This is a genomic window from Kluyvera georgiana (assembly GCF_050990895.1).
Lineage (GTDB): Bacteria > Pseudomonadota > Gammaproteobacteria > Enterobacterales > Enterobacteriaceae > Kluyvera > Kluyvera georgiana.
Genome location: NZ_CP158865.1, coordinates 920,279 through 939,285, shown reverse-complemented (window position 1 = coordinate 939,285; position 19,007 = coordinate 920,279). Strand labels below are relative to the sequence as shown.

Annotated in this window: 13 protein-coding genes; 1 reads left to right on the top strand and 12 read right to left on the bottom strand. The window is 58.8% G+C overall.

Translation table 11 applies throughout. The features are described 5' to 3' along the window. Window positions 1–10 precede the first annotated feature (10 nt). From recD to rppH, 12 genes are all read right to left on the bottom strand, one after another. Entirely contained in the window at window positions 11–1,849 is a 1,839-nt protein-coding gene (recD, locus tag ABTW00_RS04505; RefSeq protein ID WP_433639120.1) for an exodeoxyribonuclease V subunit alpha, read from the bottom strand. Then, a complete protein-coding gene (recB, locus tag ABTW00_RS04500) occupies window positions 1,846–5,388 on the bottom strand; it encodes an exodeoxyribonuclease V subunit beta (protein WP_433639117.1) in 3,543 nt (1,180 codons plus the stop codon). Before recB ends, recD begins: the two co-directional genes overlap by 4 nt. After that, complete coding sequence (ptrA, locus tag ABTW00_RS04495) at window positions 5,385–8,270, bottom strand: pitrilysin (protein ID WP_433639115.1); 2,886 nt, start codon at window positions 8,268–8,270, stop codon at window positions 5,385–5,387. The genes recB and ptrA overlap by 4 nt, the downstream gene beginning before the upstream one ends. Window positions 8,271–8,426: 156 nt before the next feature. Next, window positions 8,427–11,795 (bottom strand): exodeoxyribonuclease V subunit gamma, encoded by a 3,369-nt coding sequence (gene recC / locus ABTW00_RS04490; RefSeq protein WP_433639113.1) that lies wholly within the window; start codon window positions 11,793–11,795, stop codon window positions 8,427–8,429. Window positions 11,796–11,807: 12 nt separating this feature from the next. After that, window positions 11,808–12,128 carry a prepilin-type N-terminal cleavage/methylation domain-containing protein gene (locus tag ABTW00_RS04485; RefSeq protein ID WP_433639111.1) on the bottom strand — a complete coding sequence of 107 codons (321 nt, stop codon included), beginning with the start codon at window positions 12,126–12,128 and terminating at the stop codon, window positions 11,808–11,810. Continuing rightward, entirely contained in the window at window positions 12,113–12,517 is a 405-nt protein-coding gene (locus ABTW00_RS04480) for a DUF2509 family protein (RefSeq protein ID WP_433639108.1), read from the bottom strand. The genes ABTW00_RS04485 and ABTW00_RS04480 overlap by 16 nt, the downstream gene beginning before the upstream one ends. Next, entirely contained in the window at window positions 12,514–13,068 is a 555-nt protein-coding gene (locus tag ABTW00_RS04475; RefSeq protein ID WP_433639106.1) for a prepilin peptidase-dependent protein, read from the bottom strand. Before ABTW00_RS04475 ends, ABTW00_RS04480 begins: the two co-directional genes overlap by 4 nt. Continuing rightward, a complete protein-coding gene (locus tag ABTW00_RS04470; RefSeq protein ID WP_433639103.1) occupies window positions 13,062–13,520 on the bottom strand; it encodes a prepilin peptidase-dependent protein in 459 nt (152 codons plus the stop codon). The genes ABTW00_RS04475 and ABTW00_RS04470 overlap by 7 nt, the downstream gene beginning before the upstream one ends. Window positions 13,521–13,690: 170 nt before the next feature. Next, window positions 13,691–14,485: a thymidylate synthase gene (gene thyA / locus ABTW00_RS04465; protein ID WP_065358156.1), complete on the bottom strand. Its 795-nt coding sequence runs from the start codon at window positions 14,483–14,485 to the stop codon at window positions 13,691–13,693. A 6-nt stretch (window positions 14,486–14,491) separates the two neighbouring features. Next, the gene (gene lgt / locus ABTW00_RS04460) at window positions 14,492–15,364 is read right to left on the bottom strand and encodes a prolipoprotein diacylglyceryl transferase (protein WP_064542984.1); all 873 of its coding nucleotides are present in this window, start codon (window positions 15,362–15,364) and stop codon (window positions 14,492–14,494) included. A 256-nt stretch (window positions 15,365–15,620) separates the two neighbouring features. Next, the gene (ptsP, locus tag ABTW00_RS04455; RefSeq protein WP_064542982.1) at window positions 15,621–17,867 is read right to left on the bottom strand and encodes a phosphoenolpyruvate--protein phosphotransferase; all 2,247 of its coding nucleotides are present in this window, start codon (window positions 17,865–17,867) and stop codon (window positions 15,621–15,623) included. Window positions 17,868–17,879: 12 nt separating this feature from the next. Further along, a complete protein-coding gene (gene rppH, locus ABTW00_RS04450; protein WP_035893962.1) occupies window positions 17,880–18,410 on the bottom strand; it encodes an RNA pyrophosphohydrolase in 531 nt (176 codons plus the stop codon). Between the two features lie 441 nt (window positions 18,411–18,851). Between rppH and ABTW00_RS04445 the strand changes: the two genes are divergently transcribed. Further along, window positions 18,852–19,001 (top strand): hypothetical protein, encoded by a 150-nt coding sequence (locus tag ABTW00_RS04445; RefSeq protein ID WP_433640928.1) that lies wholly within the window; start codon window positions 18,852–18,854, stop codon window positions 18,999–19,001. The last annotated feature ends 6 nt before the right edge of the window (window positions 19,002–19,007 follow it).

The window sequence follows — 19,007 nt, the reverse complement described above, 5'->3', positions numbered from 1 at the left end:
CCTTTACGCACTATGCCATCTCCGCAAATATCGCCGACAGCCCGCTGCGCCGTTCAGTACGTGTGGCAATCGCCGCGGCCAACAGATTTTCATCGGCATACATCGACAGGCGTGACTTCGCGCGGGTAATCGCGGTGTAGACCAGCTCGCGGCTGACCACCGGCACCAGCTGCGTCGGCAGTACCAGCGCGGCGTGAGTAAACTCGGAACCCTGCGATTTATGCACCGTCATCGCCCATGCGGTATCGTGATCCGGCAGGCGGCTTGGCTGCACCGATTTGATCGTCCCGTCCGGCATCGGGAACCAGACGCGCATCCCCTGCCCACGATCTAACGCCACGCCGATATCACCGTTAAACAGCCCCAGCGCGCTGTCGTTACGGCTAATCATCACCGGACGACCTTCGTACCAGCGCGAGTGGCGCTGCGGCTGAATCAGGCGATGACGCGCCAACAGCTGTTCGAACTGTGTATTCAGCCCGCCGACGCCCCACGGCCCTTCCCGCAGCGCGCACAACAGTTGATATTCACCGAACGCCGCCAGCACCTCTGCAGGCTCGGCCTGCGCGCGTAAAAGCTGTAAATAATGACCGTACCCCATGCGCGCATCATCGAGCATGGCGGCATAATCATCCGTTGTGCGCAGCGGTTTGAGTTCGATATCGCTAAAGCCGCGGGCGAAGACCTCGCCAACGGCCTGTTTATCGCCCCGGTTTACCGCGCCCGCCAGTTGCCCAATCCCCGAGTCGCTGCCAAAACGGTAGCTGGTGCGCAGCAGGCAGAGACTGTCGCGCAGCGCCCCCGCCGTTTGGCCTTCGCCCGCCGGAAGTTCGTTCCCCACCAGGCGGCTTAACTGGGCCGCGCGTTCAGGCGTATAGCCAGCGTTCACCCAGCTACAGATATCCCCCAGTACCGCGCCCGCCTCTACTGACGCAAGCTGATCGCGGTCACCGAGAAAAATGACTCGTCCATGCGGCGGCAGCGCGTCAATCAGCCGCGCCATCATCGGCAGGTCGATCATGGAAGCTTCGTCGACCACCAGCACATCAAGGTGCAGCGGGTTACCCGCGTGGTAGCGCATTTTCTGGCTGCCGGGTTGCGCACCCAGCAGGCGGTGCAGCGTGCTGGCCTCGGTCGGCAGCATCGCTTTATGCGCGTCGCTTAGCGTCAGTTTACGCAGCGCCGCGCCCAAAGATTCGGTAAGGCGCGCCGCCGCTTTCCCCGTCGGGGCCGCCAGACGAATACGGAGTTTTTCGGCATTCGCCATCTGTACCAGCGCCGCCAGCAGTTTGGCGACGGTGGTGGTTTTCCCGGTGCCAGGTCCGCCGGAGATCACCGAAATACGCCGCGTCAGCGCAACGGCGGCGGCCACTTTCTGCCAGTCGACGTTGTCACTGGCGGGGAACAGCGCGTTTAGCGTCTGCTGGAGCTGTGCTTCGTCCACCGCCTGCGGTGTCTGGGTGTCGCTAAAGAAACGCGCCACCGTCAGCTCGTTATGCCACATGCGGTTGAGGTACAGCCGGTCACGGCTTAGTATCAGCGGCGACGGGCGTTCACCGGCACTCACGGCCTTAGACGCCAGCAACAACGCAGCCCAGTCTTCTGGCGCATCGGCATCGCTGAACAGCTGCTGCCAGAATTCACGTGCGCGCTCTTTCGGCTGCATCGTCGCGGTCAGGTGCGACAGAGGCAGGCACACGTGCCCTTCGCCGGTATCGCGGCTGAGCATCGCCGCCGCCAGCATCACCGCCGGGTGCTCATCCTGCGCAACCATCAGCGCAAACTGCACGTCCAGCGGGCGCAGCAGACGCTGCTCGGCGGCATCCAGCAAACGTTGTTCGAGACTCATGCGTCCATCTCCTCGCCTTCTCCGGCAAACAGTGCATCCATGGCCGCAATAAGCGCGGGGTCTGGCCGGGTAGTGAATATCCCTTGCTGCCCCGCGTCGCGGTTAACGCCACGCAGGAACAGGTAAATCACGCCGCCGAAGTGGCGTTCATAGTCATAATTGGCAATGCGATGGCGCAGATAGCGGTGTAGCGCCAGGCTATAGAGCTGATACTGCAAGTCATAGCGGTGCGACTGCATCGCCTCGACCATCGCCTGTTGGGTGTAGGCCTCGCCGTTCTCTCCCAGCCAGTTGGACTTGTAGTCCAGCAGGTAGTAGCGCCCGTCGTGGCGGAAAACAAGGTCGATAAAGCCTTTCAGCATACCGCGTACCTGGCGGAAATCGAGCGTGGGGCAGCCTGCCGAAAGCGGGTCATAGCGGCGGGTTAAGGCATCCAGCGCCAGCGGGTCGAGCGGGCGGTTGATGGGCAAATAAAACTCCATTTCCACCTGTTTTTGCTGTGCGCTCAACTGATTAAGCGCAATACCGGTTTCCGCCAGCGGCGCCGCCAGCACCTGGGAAATCCAGGCGGTCAGCACCGGCTCCCACTCTTCGCCAAAGCCGTTGCTTTGCAGCTTTTCCAGCATCCACTCGGATGAAACCGGCTGGGTAAAGTCGAGGTCTTCAAACAGGCTGTGCAGGAAGGTACCCGGCGATGCGCCACGCGGAAAGTTGTGCGGCGTCAGGGTTAGCTCCGGCAGCGTTTCCGCCGCGCCGACGGCGTCGATATCCAGGCGCGACAGCAGATCCTGCGCCACGCTGTGGCCGCGTTGTTGCAGGCCGGAGTAGCTGGTGACCCGCCAGTCGTCCACGATGCGACGCAGCACCTGACGCGCCGCCAGTTCAGGCATTTGTGCCTGAGTGGCCTGCCAACGCGCGTCGTCGGGCGATGTCGCCAGCGTCAGCGCAATGTGCTCATCGCAGAGCGCACGCAGACAGGCTTCCAGACCCGCGGCGTCGAGTACCTCGCCTTTCTGCATCAGCCTTCCCGGCGCGCTGTGATGAAGTTCGGTATCGGTGGGTTTGTCGCTGCGCCGTGCGGTGAGCGGTGCCAGCCCCAGACTACAGTGCCACACGGCGCGGGTTAGGGCGACGTAGAGCAGGCGCAGATCTTCCGCCAGACGCTCGGCTTCGGCCAGCTCCAGGCTTTCATCGCTTTCGTGAAGATCCAGCACCGCCGCGAAGGATTCCCGATCGTGATAGAACGCCTGCTTCTCTCTACGGAAACGGGCGATAAACGGCAGCCAGACCAGCGGATATTCCAGCCCTTTCGACTTGTGAATAGTGACTATCTGCACCAGGTGTTTGTCGCTCTCCAGACGCATTTGCTGGCTGGAAGCGTTGGTATCCGGCTCGGCGATTTGCTGGTTCAGCCAGCGTACCAGCGCGTGCTCGCTCTCCAGCCCGGTGGCCGCTTCTTGTAGCAGCTCGCTAAGGTGCAGAATATCGGTTAAGCGCCGCTCGCCGCCGTGCGTGGCGAGCAGGTTTTCCGCGAGGGAACGCGCGTTCATCAGGGCACGAATCATCGGCATCACACCGCGGCGTTGCCAGATAAGCCGGTAATCGCTGAACTCTTCCACCAGCGCATCCCAGGCGTGTTCATCCTGATTCAGCCGTTCAATGTCCCGCGCGTTCAGGCCAAACATTGCCGTCGCCAGCGCGCTGCGCAGGGTATTTTCCCGCTCCGGCGTCAGCACCGCCTGTAGCACCCACAGCAGTTCCTGCGCTTCCGGGGTTTCGAATACGCTGTCGCGGTTGGAAAGATAAACCGACGGAATAGCCAGCGCATTCAGCGCATCGCGAATCAACGAGGCTTCCTGGCGGTTACGCACCAGCACGGTAATGTCTGATGCCTGCACCGGACGCGCGCTGTCGCCGCGCCACAGCAGCGCCGTGCCGCGTTGGCCGCCGGTGAGCCAGTCGCGAATCTGCGCCGCGCACTGCTGGGCCATAAAGTTCTGATAGTCGCCTGCGCTAACGCCCTCACCGGGCATCAGCCAGAGGTTCATTGCCGGCTGATTTTCGCCATCCACCTCAAAACGCAGTGAGGCATTTTTCTCGGCGGATTTGACCGGCAGGAACGGAATATCGCGGAACATAAAAGGGTTATCGACCAGCCCAAACAGGCGGTTGACGCTAGCCACCATGCCCGGCGCGGAACGCCAGTTGGTGTCGAGCGTGTAGTGCGCCGCCACATCGCCGCGCGCGCGCATGTAGGTAAAGATATCGGCGCCGCGGAAGGCGTAGATCGCCTGCTTCGGGTCGCCAATCAGCAGCAACGCGGTCTCCGGCTGTTGCCGCCAGATGCGGCGGAAAATGCGATATTGCTGCGGGTCGGTATCCTGGAATTCATCGATCATCGCCACCGGAAAACGCTGACGAATGGCGGCGGCTAACGCATCGCCGCTTTCGCTCTCCAGCGCTTCATCGAGGCGGCTTAGCATATCGTCAAAGCCCAACTCGCCGCGGCGGCGCTTCTCGCGGGCCACCGCCTCACGGATCTCTTTCATCGCCTGGGCAATCACCAGGTCGTTAAGCGTGAGCGGCGAGTCCAGTAGACGCTCAATAGCGCTGAACAGCGGATGCGTTGGCACTTCTCCGCCCGCTTTGGTGCGTTCAGACAGGAACGACTGGCTGAATTTTTCCAGCGCATCGGGGAGTTGGTAGTTTTTGCTCTCTTCCTGCGCCCAGGCGCTGATCTTGTCGATCCACTTGCCCTGGTTGCCGCGGTTGAACTTGCGGCGATCGATACCCGAGTTTTCCAGCAGCGGTTCAAGATCGCTGACCGCAGCCAGCCACTGCTGTTTGATGTCGCCAATCTGCGCGAGGATCTGCTGATGGCGTGATTCCAGCGTCTCGGCGCTGAGCGGTATTTTTAGCTGCGGCGCTTCACCTTGCAGATAGCGGTCGATCGATTTCAGCAGGTCCTGCGGCCCTTTCCAGGACTCAACGATCACCTGCGCGATTTCGCGGTTCAGCGGGTAGCAGTAGCGGCGCCAGAAGTCGGCGCAGGCCTGATAGCGCAGCTGAGATTCGTCTTCAATCAGCTGCTGTTCGAACAGCATCCCCGACTCAAACGCGTTGAGGCTAAGCATGCGCTGACAGAAACCGTGGATGGTAAACACCGCGGCATCGTCCATCTGGCGTTCGGCCAGCAGCAGGACGTTTGCTGCCTGTTGAGGATCGTCGATTTCCGCCAGCAGGCTGGCATACAGCGGGTTGTCGGTGGCGTTACGCAGGCAGGCGACGCGCAGTTCATGAATGTTGCTGCGAATACGCCCGCGCAGTTCTTCGGTTGCCGCCTCGGTGAAGGTCACCACCAGCAGCTCTTCGACGTTGACCGGCCGGGGAAAGGCGGCCTCGCCGCCGAGCCCCAGCAGAAGCCGCAGGTAGAGTGCGGCGATGGTGAAGGTTTTTCCGGTGCCCGCTGAGGCTTCAATCAGGCGCTCACCGTAGAGGGGCAAACGCAGGGGATTAAGGGACTCAGCAGTTACGGTCATTCGTTCTCTCGTCTTATCGGTAAGGTTTGCTGCAACGCGCTAATGCTCTCCCATACCTTCCACCCTTCGGGGTGCGCATAGTCCGTCTTACCATTCTGGCTTCCGGAAACCTGCGACAGCACCGTCATACCCTGTGGCGCAACGACGGTCTGGTGGAAGAAATCAGCCAGCTTCTGCGGCGTTAACAGCTTAATCTGGGCCACTACTTTAGCACGTGAATCAAAGGCCATATTACCGCGATCGAAATCTTTGCTCAGCTGTGAGGCTTCATCCCCGAGCGTTTGCGGCGCTTGCAGCATGTCGGCGATCACCGCCTGCTGAAGCTGCGCGAACTCTTCCGGCTTCATCGCCCGCAGCTTTTGCTCGGCGGTCGGGAAGAAGGCTTTGAAACGTTGCCACAGGAACGCCGGCTGTTTGTCATTGCTTTGCAGCAGGAAGCCCATGCCCCACTGACGGCCAATGTTCATCGAAAAGGCAAACACCGCGTAGCCAAGCTGTTCTTCAGTACGCAGCTGATTGTAGAACCATGGCTGAACGATCTGCGCCAGCATGGCGCTTGCCGCCGAGCTGGAGAACTCATCCACGTTCGGCGGGACAAACACCGCCGCCAGCGCCGAGTCGGTGCTGTTGCCCGCTTTTTCGAAGATGGCGTTCTGCTGTTTTTCCACCAGCACATCTTTGTTACGGCACCATTCGTTACCGTTCGCACCAAGCTGCGACTGGATACTGCGCGCCAGCGTCGTGGACTGCTCGGCGCTGAGGTTGCCAATCACCATAAACTCCGGACGTCCGCCAGTTTTCAGTTGGTCGCGGTAGGCCATCACCTCTTTCAGCGTGATCGACGGCAGCAGCGCCTTGCGATCTTCGCGCTGGAAATACGGCACCTGCGACACCATCTGCACCGGCATAATCGCCTGTTCGTAGGCTTTGCCTTTATCCGCCGAGTCCATCATTTGCTTGTACCAGGATTTTGCCTGTTCAAGCTGATCTTCGGTCGGCGTATAGCTGAAGTAACCTTCTAACAGCGCACTAAACAGCTGCGGCAGACGCTGGGTGTAACCGTTGGCGTTAAGCATCAGGCCGTTGTTCGCGCCGGTCGAGAAGCTGATGCCGCCGACGGCGGCCTGGTTGCTGAGCTGGTCGAGCGCAATGCCCGCCAGATAGTCATTAAGGGCGAACATCACCTGATTTTTGGCGCTGTCCATCGCCTGCGGGTTACGCAGGATCATGGTGATATCGGCCTTCGGTTCAGACGCAAAATAGCGGCTCGGCATATAGACCAGACGCAGATTTGGTTCGTCGATAATCAGCTCCGGATGCGCGTAGCTTTTTTCGTTCTTGATCAGCGTGAAGTCATCGGGAATGTACGGGTTCAGCTGCGGCAGAGTCAGCGTGATGTCGTCGGCCGCTTTCTGCCACTTCGCGAAAGTATCCGCGCTGATTTTATCGACCTGATACGGCGCATCAACAAAGTAGGCCACCTTGTTATGCGGCTCTTTCGGGCTGATGTACCAGATACGCGCATTCTGCGGCGTCATCATCGCCAGACGATCTTTTATCGCCTGCGCATCGTAACGATCGGCAATGTTCACCGCGTCCAGCGTATGCTCGACCGGCACGCGAATCATGGTGTCCGCCAGCCATTCGACGTAGTCCATATCGCGGTTAATCGACGGATAGCGGAAGTCGAGATCCAGCACGTGGGCCAGCTCGTCAAAGTAGCTTTTGTCGACGCCCTTCTGGCGCAGCATGTCGAGGTAGCTAAAGATAGCCGCCACCACCCGATCGCGATTGGCGAGGCCCTTGTCGGTTAAGGTGGCGGAGATTGCCAGCACGCCGCTGTTCCCGTTAACGACCGGGTCGGAATCGGCGCGAATGCCTTCCACCAGCCCCTGCTTTTGCAGCCAGTCGGACAGCGTACCCGGCGTGCGGTTACCGATGAGGTAGGTAATCAGCTCGTCGGTTTTGCTGCGGAACTGCGCCGAGTTGTTATCAATGCGGAACTCCACGCGCAGTACTTTACGCGGCAGCGCGGGAACATAGTGGATAACAATGCCCTTTTGCGCGTCGGTGACCACCGGAACGGTAATTTCCGGACGTTCAATCGATTTATTCGGCACGCGACCATAGGTTTGCGCGGCAATTTGTGCCAGCTCAGGCAGCGGCTTGTTACTGTAAATCACCGCCTTCATCAGGTTAGCGGAGTAGTATTTGTCGCGGAAGGCCAACAGCGATTCATACACCGGGCTGTTCGGCTTGTCGCTCAGCGTTTCGAGGTTGCCGCCGGAGAAACGCGCGCCGGGGTGCGCCGGGTTGATGGTTTCAGCGCTAACCTGCGCCATACGCATACCGTCACGGCTACGCGCCATGGTCAGCTCGGCGTTCACCGCGTTACGTTCGCGATCGGCGTATTTTTTTTCCAGCAGCGGTTCAGCAATGGCATCCGCCAGACGGTCAACGGCCCCCTGTAAGGCGTCATTTTCGACTTCAAGGTAGAAGGCGGTGCGATACGGCGCGGTGCTGGCATTGTGGCTGCCGCCGTGCAGCTTGAGGAATTCCGAGAGGCTATCGGGCTGCGGGTAGTGCTTCGAGCCCATCAACGTCATATGTTCAAGGAAGTGCGCAAGGCCCGGATGCGAATCAGGATCTTCCAGCGAGCCAACCGGAACCACCAGCGCCGACAGTGATTTCACCGCCTGCGGATCGGATACCAACAGCACAACCATTTTGTTATCCAGCGTAATCGCTTGATACTGACGGGTATCTTTTTCGCTTTTACGGATGGTTTCCTGAATCGGTTGCCATCCGGTGTCTGCCTGACCTACGGTCGCCCAAAAGGCGGTGACAAAAACTACAATACTCAACCAGATACTGCGGGGCATTCACGGACCTCACCATTAACAAATACTGCTGAATCTTAATGCTTGTGCGGGCAACTCCCGGCCAGACAAATGGGTCTGACGGCGGCCACTCATCGGTCCGTGACGCGTTGCGCATAGTAAATGAACAACTCAGATTGCGCAATTTTTATACAGCAATTATGCCTGGTGAAAACGAAATAGCGGCAGCAGATACGGCGTCGTTTGTTCGATAATCGCCTCATACTGCGCGGGTTCCAGGGTACGCCACAAGCGCTGATACCAGACATCGGCCCCTTCGCCGCTCACCACCATATTGCCTTCATACACCTGCATAAACTTGCTGCGTGCTTTTTGCTGCGTTTCCTCGTCCCTTAAGATGGCATCATTTTGGGCATCGTAACAGGCTTTTATCCACGCACCTCCGCTTTCTGGTAAGAACAGCAGCGGTTGGCGCATGCCCTCGCGGTATCCGGCGACCAGTTGTGACAGATACGCTTTCGCTTCATTCGCCGCCAGCGGGGGGAATAACCACTCACCCTCTTTGCGCAGCAACAGTCGGCTTTCGCCGCAGCCGCCGCTAGCACAGTAGACAAGGTGTTCCAGCCAAAGTTGCATTCCTTGTGCCACGCTAAGCAAAGATGGCCGCCAGCGCAACAGCCCATTATCCTGAACCTGCGGTAACCATCCGGTTATGTTAACCCCGTCGCAATCAAGGTCTATTTCGATACTCTTTCCTTCCCGACGATATTCGATAACCCGGCTCGCCAGCGCGGTCATCTCCTGGCGCTGTGCCTCCCAGGCAATTTCGCCAAACGGACCGTAGGGCAGTTCTCCCGCAGCACGATAGCGGCGATACATCGCATCCGGCGCCTGCTCTTCAATCAGGGTATTGAGCAACTGTTGGTTAAGCTGGTAGCGGGTCAGCCCCTCAAGGGTAAACGGCTCGGTGTCGGGAATGTCACTCTCTTCGCTACGGAAATTGACCTGTAGGCGCATCTGAAAGAAGGCGCGAACCGGATGACGCCAGAAGCGCTGAAGCTGCTCCAGCGGCAGCGTTGTCAGTTCAACAGGTTCCAGCGGCTGAATAAATTCGCCGTGCGCTTCCCCCTGACGGCTGGCCGCCGCCAGCCATTCCTGAGCATAGCTTTGGCGCTCATCATGCTGGTAATTCTCCGCGTCGAACGGCATGCGGCTATGCAGGTGCATGATGTGGTTCTTCACCCGTCGCTCGCTTTCATCGCAGTTCAGCGCCTCATCACCTTCCAGGCAGTGGCTCTGGCCGATATAGTCCAGCAGTTCCTGCACCAACACCGATGGATAGCGCTCGCTGTTATCCTGAATAGAGCGACCGATGTAGCTGATATAGAGCGATTTTTCCGCCGACATCATTGCCTCGAGGAACAGATAGCGGTCATCGTCGCGACGGCTACGATCGCCGCGTAGCGGCTTCTGGCTCATCAGGTCAAAGCCCAGCGGCGCCAGCGCGCGCGGGTAGATACCATCGTTCATGCCCAGCAGACACACCACTTTGAACGGAATGGATCGCATCGGCATCAGGGTACATATGTTGATAGGGCCCGCCAGGAAGCGCTGGCTGATACGCTCCTGGTCCAGACGCTGAGCCAGCTCATCGCGCAGCAGCACCAGCGGTACTTCACCGACGTATTGCGACTGCACACCCTGAGCGATAATCCCCTGCCACTGCTGTTCAATCAGCGTTAGCGCCGCTTCTGTATCCGGGTCCGGCAGGAAGAAGTCATTCAGCATTTCACGACACACCGGCAGCCACTCTTCGAGTGAACGCCCTTGCGTCAGCACCTGTCGCCAGCGGTTAAGCTGCATGAGCAGCGAAGCCAAATGCCCCACCAGCTCGGCGATAAGCCCGCTGGATTCATCATAGGGCAGCACGTCCTGCCACTCGCCCTCGCGGCTTTCCATGGCGTAACCCAGCAGCATGCGCGTCAAACCAAAGCGCCAGGTGTGCTGCCCGGTCGCCGGGAGATCGAGTTCGCGCACGTTGTCGTCGTCCATCCCCCACCGCACGCCGGATTCGCTGACCCATTGGCGCAGGTGCTGCAAACCGGCTTCATCAATGTTGAACCGCGCGGCCAGTACCGGCACGTCGAGCAGCGCCAGCACGTCTTCACTGGTAAAGCGGCTGTCCGGTAGGGAAAGCAGCGTAATAAAGGCCTGCATTGCAGGATGTGCCTGACGGGCGCGGCGGTCGGAAATGGCGTAAGGCAGATAGCGCTCGCCGGTGGCGCTGCCAAACACGGCCTGGATAAACGGGCTGTAGCTGTCGATATCCGCCACCATCACGATGATATCGCGCGGCGTCAGCGTCGGGTCGGCCTCCAGCATCGCCAGCAGGCGGTCGTGCAGCACTTCCACCTCGCGCTGCGGGCTGTGGCAGACGTGGACGGTCAGGCTGCGGTCATCGTGGGCCAGCGTGCGTTTGTTGCCGCTCCGGGCAAACTCTTCGGCGGTGCGCCCGGCCACGGCGCTGTTTTTTAACTCCAGCACGTCGTATTGAAGGTTGTGTAGCAGGTTATCCGGCTCGATATCAACGAACGCATCCAGCTCCTGATAGCGCTCCAGCCCCGCCAGGAGGTAGATATAGTCGCGCCCCAGTTTGCCCCAGGAGGCCAGCATCGGGTTACCAACGTCCTGTTCGCCGTTATCGTTAAACAGCCCCGGCGCGCTGCTGGCGTCCTGGAACAACGGCAGCTCACGCTGCTCACGATAGTGTCGGCGCTGGCGCGCCATCAGCCGGGCGAGGAACGCCGGATCTTTAATGTCACCCCAGTAATAGCGGCACGGGTTGGTGAACAGCACGTAGATATCCACATGTTTGCCCAGCGCCTGCAGCGCGTGCAGATACACCGGAGGTAGCGCAGAGATGCCGCAGATAAACACCCGCGACGGCAGCCCGTCAGGTTTCTCGCTGCTGTTTTCCAGCGTGTCGATAAAGCGTTGGTAGAGATTGGCGCGGTGCCACTGCGGCTGCCCCAGCGCTGCGGTGTGCTCCACCAGCGCTTTCCATAGCGGAGCCTGCCACTGCTGCGCCTCACCGACGTCATCCACTAACTCTCCGGCTTCCCACTTCGTGAGCCACTGCGGGCGATAGACCAGATACTGGTCATACAGATCGGCCACCCGTGAGGCCAGCTGGAACAGCTTGCGTTTATCGGCATCGTCAGTCAGATAGTGGCGCAGCGGCGTAAAAGCCTCTTCGTCCAGCATGCCCGGCAGCAGCGTCATCAGCTTCCAGCTCATGCTTTGCTTATTAAAGGCGCTCTCGCCGGGAATCTCGGGCAAAACGCGGGTAAACATGTCCCAGATAAAGCTCGCGGGCAGCGGGAAATCGATGTTGGCGGCGATACCAAAACGCTGGGAGAGCGTCATCTGTAGCCACTGCGCCATCCCGGTGCTCTGCACGAGGATCATTTCAGGCTCGAAGGGGTCAGCCAGCAGGTCCTGCTCCACGATAAATTCCATTAACGCTTCCAGCACGTCCAGACGGTTGGAGTGGTAGACCCTTAACATATTCGCTCCTGACTACTGACTGACCGGGCAATGCAGACGCGTTAAACGCCCTTGCCTGCCCATGGGGGTGGTAATAGTAGCATTGATGCTGACACAACGTTGTGACGATGTCTGTACCCGCTGGCTGTGCCAGCCTTCCGGCAGCGGCGCGACCTGTTGCTGCGTTTGCGCCCATGCATAGCGCCACATCTGACGATACTGGTTAAGCTGAGCGTTACCGGCGGCCAACGCGCGGTAGTATCCGCCCAGCGCCGTCACCACCATCACCATTAACAACATGGCCAGCATCACCTCCGGCAGGCTAAAACCGCGTGATTTCAGGGTGTCTGGCATAATAGCGCCTCTTTCAGGGGACAAAAATCACTCCAGCCATGGGCTGAGAACTGAAGGCTACCGGCGGCCCAACGCCCGGATTGCCACAGCGAGAAACCGTCGCTTTGTGCTATCAGCAATAACCTGCCGTCGGTCAATAAGCGCAGACAAACGCGGGTATCTGCGGTATAGGTCATACACTGGGCTTCGGCTTCAGTTCCCCATGGCTGGTGTATCCCCCACTGCAACGCCGAATGCGCCTGCGCCGTGCGCTGTATCGCCAGGCTTTCATCGTTCACCATTGCCAGCCGCTGGCGCTGCGCCTGATTCAGCCCTTGTAGCATCAGGCTGCCGAGCACCAGCAGCATCAGCACCATGGCCAGCGACGAAACGCCGCGCTCGGCGTTCACTGATTATATCCCGTCACGCCATATTGCGCGGTGACCATGCTGCCATGTGCGCCGCTGGCGGACAGCACAATGGTCAGCTCCGGCGGGAAACCGCTCAGCAAACGGCGTACTACCTGAAAATGCGTTACCGTGAGCGCCGCGGGATCGGTCATTTTGTCCCACCCTTTTCCCTCGCAGGTGGTCGCACCGCGTAGCGTTTCCAGCACGCCGGACTGCAGCCGAAAGCCAATGCTGTCAGCCTCGTCGGCGGGCGACGTTTGCCAGAGACCATTGCTGTCGCCATCCCAGTGGGCGATCACACACTGCCCTTGCTGTGCAATCTGCAGCGCCTCGCCGCCACAGTCGTCATCCCCGCAGTACCCTGCACGCTGCAAATGCTTCGCGACCGTGAACAACCGCTGCCAGAGTTCCTCTTCCAGCGTTTGCTGCTGCGTCTGCGCCAGTACGCCCCGCTGGAGCGCGGGGAGAAAGCGTGACGCGCCAAGCAGCAATACGCTGCTGATGGCCATAGCGATAATCACTTCCAGCAATGAGAAACCTCGCATCAACATGTGGCCCCCTCACACAGGCGAATTCGCCCCCAACTGGAGATGACAACCGTCCAGCACCCCGCCTCGCTCGATACCATCAGGCTTCCCGCCCACGCGGTGTTTCGCAGGCCGAAAAACGCCAGATTCGGCGTCATTTTGCTCAGCGAAACCTCGGCCCACGGCGGCCTGAAAATGGCGGGGTTTCCCGCGGGGCAGCCCTCCAGCACCGCATCGTCCGCCGTGAGGCACCAGCCCTGCGCTTCGTGGTTAACCCGCAGTCGACGGTCCCGGTTATGCCAGTTAGCATCGTTACGCAGATAAAGCAGATAGTCCCGTAGTGAACCGACGGTTTGCCACAAACGCTGCTCTTGCTGCCAGCTGCGCCAGCCATACAGACCCGAAGCGCCAAGAATGAGCACCAGCGTCACGGCGATTAAGGTTTCGATAAGGGTGTAGCCCTGTTCTCTGTTCATGGCGGCAGTTTCCTGCGCTGAATAACGGAGCGCGAGCCTGGATTGCGCGTTTTACGTGGGGCTTCGGAAAAAGGTTAACGCGTTGCAGCGGGTGACAAATAAACGGGAAGCGGCCTTCAGAAAATAAAAAAACGGCGCTGAGAGCAGCGCCGTTTTGCGGGTCAGGAAGATTAAATCGCCACGGGCGCTTTGATACCCGGATGCGGGTCGTAACCTTCGATTTCGAAGTCTTCAAAGCGGTAGTCGAAAATAGAATCGGGTTTGCGTTTAATCACCAGCTTCGGCAGCGCGCGCGGTTCGCGAGTCAGCTGCAGGGCGGTCTGCTCCATGTGGTTGCTGTACAGGTGGGTATCCCCGCCGGTCCAGACGAAGTCGCCCACTTCCAGGTCGCACTGCTGCGCCATCATATGCACCAGCAGCGCATAGCTGGCGATGTTGAACGGCAAGCCGAGGAACACGTCGCACGAGCGCTGGTACAACTGGCAGGAGAGCTTGCCGTCTGCCACGTAGAACTGGAAAAACGCGTGGCACGGCGCCAGCGCCATCTTGTCCAGCTCGCCCACGTTCCACGCCGAAACGATGATACGGCGCGAGTCCGGGTCATTTTTCAGTTGGTTCATGACGGTGGTGATCTGGTCAATATGACGGCCATCCGGGGTCGGCCAGGCGCGCCACTGCTTGCCGTAGACCGGCCCAAGATCGCCGTTCTCATCGGCCCACTCATCCCAGATGCTGACGTTATTTTCATGCAGATAGGCCACGTTGGTGTCGCCCTGCAGGAACCACAGCAGTTCATGGATGATAGAGCGCAGGTGGCAGCGCTTGGTGGTCACCAGCGGGAAACCTTCTTGCAGGTTAAAGCGCATCTGGTGGCCAAAAATGGAGAGCGTACCGGTGCCGGTACGGTCATTTTTCTGGGTGCCCTCATCGAGCACCTTCTGCATCAGTTCGAGATACTGTTTCATGCTTCCTCAGGAGATCTGTTTCTGCGGACGGCGAAACGCCCAGACCATCATAATGATACCCGCAAGCACCATCGGAATCGAAAGAATCTGCCCCATGCTGATGTACTGCACCCACTCGCCGGTGAACTGCGCATCCGGCTGGCGGAAGAATTCAGAGATGATGCGGAACAGACCGTAGCCAATCAGGAACAGGCCGGAAACCGAACCCGCCGGACGCGGCTTACGGATAAACCAGTTCAGGATCAGGAACAGGACAACCCCTTCCAGCGCCAGTTCGTACAGCTGGGACGCATGGCGCGGCAGTGAGCCATAGGTGTCGAACAGCGTTTGCCATTCCGGGTGCGACGGCAGCAGCGCCAGGTCTTCCGCACGGGACCCCGGGAACAGCATAGTGTAGTGGAAGCTCGGATCGACGCGGCCCCACAGCTCGCCGTTGATAAAGTTACCCAGACGACCGCAGCCCAGGCCGAACGGAATCAGCGGCGCAATGAAGTCAGATACCTGGAAGAAGGTACGCTTAGTGCGTTTGGCGAAGATAATCATCACCACGATCACGCCGATCAGGCCACCGTGGAAGGACATCCCGCCGTCCCAGACGCGGAACAGATACAGCGGATCCTGCAGGAAGGAGTCGAAGTTGTAGAACATCACGTAGCCGATGCGCCCGCCGAGGAATACCCCGAGGAAGCCCGCATACAGCAGGTTTTCAACTTCGTTTTTGGTCCAGCCGCTGTTTGGGCGGTTCGCACGACGCGTCGCCAGCCACATGGCAAAGATAAAACCCACCAGGTACATCATGCCGTACCAATGCAGGGAGACCGGTCCGATGGAGAAAATTACCGGATCAAAGTCCGGGAAACGCAGATAACCACTATTCATCTGTCACCACAAATGCTTGTTATTCCGCCGAAAGTGGACAGCGGTAGAGATGCGCGCCGTAGGCTTCAGGCGCTCCAAAGGTGCGAATGATAGCATAAGGGTGCTGAGAGGTGATGCGACGAAGATGTAAAAGATATGTATAAGCGGGCAGCTTCGCTCGACCAGGTGACGGAATGGCGCTGCATGTAGGCCGAATAAGGCAACGCCGCCATCCGGCAAGGGCGCCGGACGGCCCGATGGCGCTGCGCTTATTGGCCTACAGGCCGCCGCGAATCAGGCCGCCGAGGCCGCGACGCTCCATAAAGGCCGCGACCTGATGGCGCACTTCGGTCGCCATCTGCGCCTCCAGGCTGCGCTGGGCGAGCGTTTGCGCGTCTTCGAGATCGATATTGCGCAGCAGATACTTCACGCGCGCCACCGAACGACCGTTCATCGACAGATGTCGGAACCCCAGGCCAATCAGGATGGTGACGCACATCGGGTCGCCCGCCATTTCGCCGCACAGACGTAAATCGATACCATAACGTTCGGCTTCCTGCACAATCATCGCCAGTACGCGAATCATCCCCGGATGCAGGCTATCGTAGATGCTGGCAACGCGGGTATTGTTACGATCCACCGCCAACACATATTGCGTGAGATCGTTGGTGCCCACGGAGATGAAGTCGATGCGGCTCGCCAGATGCGGCAGCATAAAGACCATCGACGGCACTTCCAGCATGATGCCAATACGCGGTTTCGGAATGGCGTAGCCGATCATCTCTTCCACTTCGCGGCCGGCACGGTCGATCAGACGGCGCGCTTCGTCGACCTCTTCCAGGCTGGTGACCATCGGCAGCAGAATGCTCAAATTGCCGGTCGCCGCGTTGGCGCGCAGCATCGCGCGCACCTGCACAAGAAAGATCTCAGGCTGATCGAGCGTAATGCGGATCCCGCGCCAGCCGAGGCAGGGGTTTTCTTCGCTGATCGGCATATACGGCAGCTGTTTGTCCGCCCCGACGTCCAGCGTACGTAAAGTCACCGGCTTGTCGTTGAACATCTGTAGCATGCCCTGATACTGCGCCACCTGCTCCTCTTCGGAAGGGAAGCCGCTTTGCAGCATAAACGGAATTTCGGTACGGTACAGACCAATGCCGTCGATGCGCCGCCCCAGCTTCTGCTCATGCTCCGGGCTCAGGCCAGCGTTGAGCATCACCTTCACGCGCTCGCCGCTTTTCAGCTCCGCCGGGCGCTCAACGTCTCCTTCCGCCAGGCGGCTGAGTTCATTTTCTTCGCTGATAAGACGTTGATATTCATGCAGTAGGATCGGTTCAGGATCCACCAGCAACTCGCCGCGATAGCCATCGACTACCAGCGTACGCCCGTGGAGGATCGACGGCTGGATATCGGCGCCCATCACCGTAGGGATCCCCAACGCACGAACCATGATCGCCGCGTGTGAGTTGGCGGCACCGTCGCGCACCACCACGCCCGCTAAACGATCCTGCGGGACTTCCGCGAGCGTGGCGGCGGAGAGTTCATCCGCCACCAGCACAAAGCGCGGCGGCCAGGCATTGGCGCCTTGCGTGGTGTCATCAAGGTGGAACAGCAGACGCTGCCCTAATGCACGCAGATCGCCCGCGCGCTCTTTTAGGTAGCCGTCGCTGAGCGCGGCAAACTGTTCGGCAAACTTCTCAATAACCGTTTTCACCGCCCATTCGGCCACCGAGCCATTATCCACCGCGGCAAACAGCGCGCGGCGCAGGCTGGCGTCAGAAAGCAAGTGCGAATAGAGGTCAAAAATCGCCGCCGTCTCTTTTTGCGCCCCGGCGGCATAGCGTTTGCTGTAACGGCGGAATTCGTTCGCCGCTTCTTCCAGCGCGCCGGTTAAACGTTCGCGCTCCAGTTGAGTATCCAGCGACGACGCTTCATACACCTGCTCCATCAGCGGCAGGGTGGCGTCCATCCAGCCTTCGGCGATCGCCACGCCCGGCGAAGCCGGCAGCGCGCGGATACGCGTCTGGCGATACTGGCCGAACAGCGCCGTCAGCTGAGACTGCGAGAGGATCGCCGCCATCTGGGTGGCCAGCGTCACCAGGAATGACTCTTCGCTTTCGTCGTACTGCCTCAGCTCGCGCTGCTGAACCACCAGCACGCCCAGCAGCTGGCGGCGCTGAATGATCGGCACGCCAAGAAACGCGCGGAAGCGCTCTTCTTTCACTGAGGGAATGTATTTATAGCTGGGGTGTTTTTGCGCGTCGGCGAGGTTAATCGGTTCGGCCAGGCGGCCAACCAGCCCGACGATCCCTTCATCGAAGGCGAGCGTAATGGTACGACCGCGCGGTTTTTTCAGGCCGCGGGTCGCCATCAGATAGAAGCAGCGTCGATCGTTGTCGGCGAGATAGACGGAACAGACCTCGGTCTCCATGGCCAGGCAGACATCGGTGACCAGTATATCCAGCGCCTCGTTCAAACGAGGCGCACTCGCGACCTTCTCAACAATTTCGCGTAAGCGAGTGAGCATAATATGCGTGGCTTAACCTCTTTTACGTCGATAAGCAGGCGCGCTTTGCGGTTTTGGCGCGCTCTCCGCAAGCGCCATCACTACGCTGGCGAACTCTTTCATCACCCGGCGGTAGACGTCACGTTTAAACGACACGACCTGACGCACCGGATACCAGTAACTCACCCAGCGCCAGCCGTCGAACTCCGGCGTGCTGCTGGTTTGCATATTGATATCCGCATCATTGCCGATCAACTGCAAGAGAAACCATTTTTGTTTCTGGCCGATACAAACCGGCTTTGTGTCCCAACGCACCAAACGTTTAGGCAATTTGTAACGCAACCAGTTTCGGGTCGAAGCGAGGATCCGTACGTCCTTACGGCTTAATCCAACTTCTTCGAACAGTTCCCGATACATCGCCTGTTCTGCTGTCTCACCGGGGTTTATGCCCCCTTGCGGGAATTGCCAGGAGTGCTGACCGTAGCGTCGGGCCCACATAACCTGGCCCTGACGATTGCAAATTACAATACCAACATTTGGGCGGTAGCCATCGTCATCAATCACCGGACTACCTCAAAATAAGCTTCAATGTGAATGATTGTTTCACACTCGCTGGAAACGGTAAACCACTCTATTACAGCACGACCATCGAATAACATTTGAATAACTCACAGTAATCATCAGAGTTATAAACAGAGAACCGCGTTCATCCGCGATTTTATTCACTTTTTCTGTGGATAGAGTTGTGAAGAAGTACGGAATTACCCAGGGAAAACCCAGACTACTCTGAATAATCGCATGCAGGCCCTTCGCAGTAAAATGATATTTTTCATTAAGTTATTATAGTTAATCCGCATGCATTAGCGCATAACGTGATGATCATCACATAGGCGATCCTCCAACTGATGAAAGATCGAGCAACGTCGATTTTATCCACAGATTGTGCCAACATCTTAGACATCTTTTGTGCGAAAATTCGATTTTCGTCGCACGTCAAGGCTGTAAATTGAAACAGTAGTGAGGCTTTTCCCCAGTTATCCCATTTTTCTGTGGATAACATGGTGTAAGATCCTGTTCATTGTCAGTGACCAGATTTGGAAAACCTTTTTTCACGGCGTTTTTACGCTGAAAAATAGATTAAAAAATCCATTATAATCATCA

Excerpts from the sequence above, each read along its gene's own strand:
- ABTW00_RS04470 (WP_433639103.1), bottom strand. The coding sequence starts at position 13,520 with ATGAACAGAGAACAGGGCTACACCCTTATCGAAACCTTAATCGCCGTG.
- ptsP (WP_064542982.1), bottom strand. The coding sequence starts at position 17,867 with ATGCTCACTCGCTTACGCGAAATTGTTGAGAAGGTCGCGAGTGCGCCT.
- ABTW00_RS04485 (WP_433639111.1), bottom strand. The coding sequence starts at position 12,128 with ATGCCAGACACCCTGAAATCACGCGGTTTTAGCCTGCCGGAGGTGATG.
- thyA (WP_065358156.1), bottom strand. The coding sequence starts at position 14,485 with ATGAAACAGTATCTCGAACTGATGCAGAAGGTGCTCGATGAGGGCACC.
- ABTW00_RS04475 (WP_433639106.1), bottom strand. The coding sequence starts at position 13,068 with ATGTTGATGCGAGGTTTCTCATTGCTGGAAGTGATTATCGCTATGGCC.
- recB (WP_433639117.1), bottom strand. The coding sequence starts at position 5,388 with ATGACCGTAACTGCTGAGTCCCTTAATCCCCTGCGTTTGCCCCTCTAC.
- recC (WP_433639113.1), bottom strand. The coding sequence starts at position 11,795 with ATGTTAAGGGTCTACCACTCCAACCGTCTGGACGTGCTGGAAGCGTTA.
- lgt (WP_064542984.1), bottom strand. The coding sequence starts at position 15,364 with ATGAATAGTGGTTATCTGCGTTTCCCGGACTTTGATCCGGTAATTTTC.
- ptrA (WP_433639115.1), bottom strand. The coding sequence starts at position 8,270 with ATGCCCCGCAGTATCTGGTTGAGTATTGTAGTTTTTGTCACCGCCTTT.
- recD (WP_433639120.1), bottom strand. The coding sequence starts at position 1,849 with ATGAGTCTCGAACAACGTTTGCTGGATGCCGCCGAGCAGCGTCTGCTG.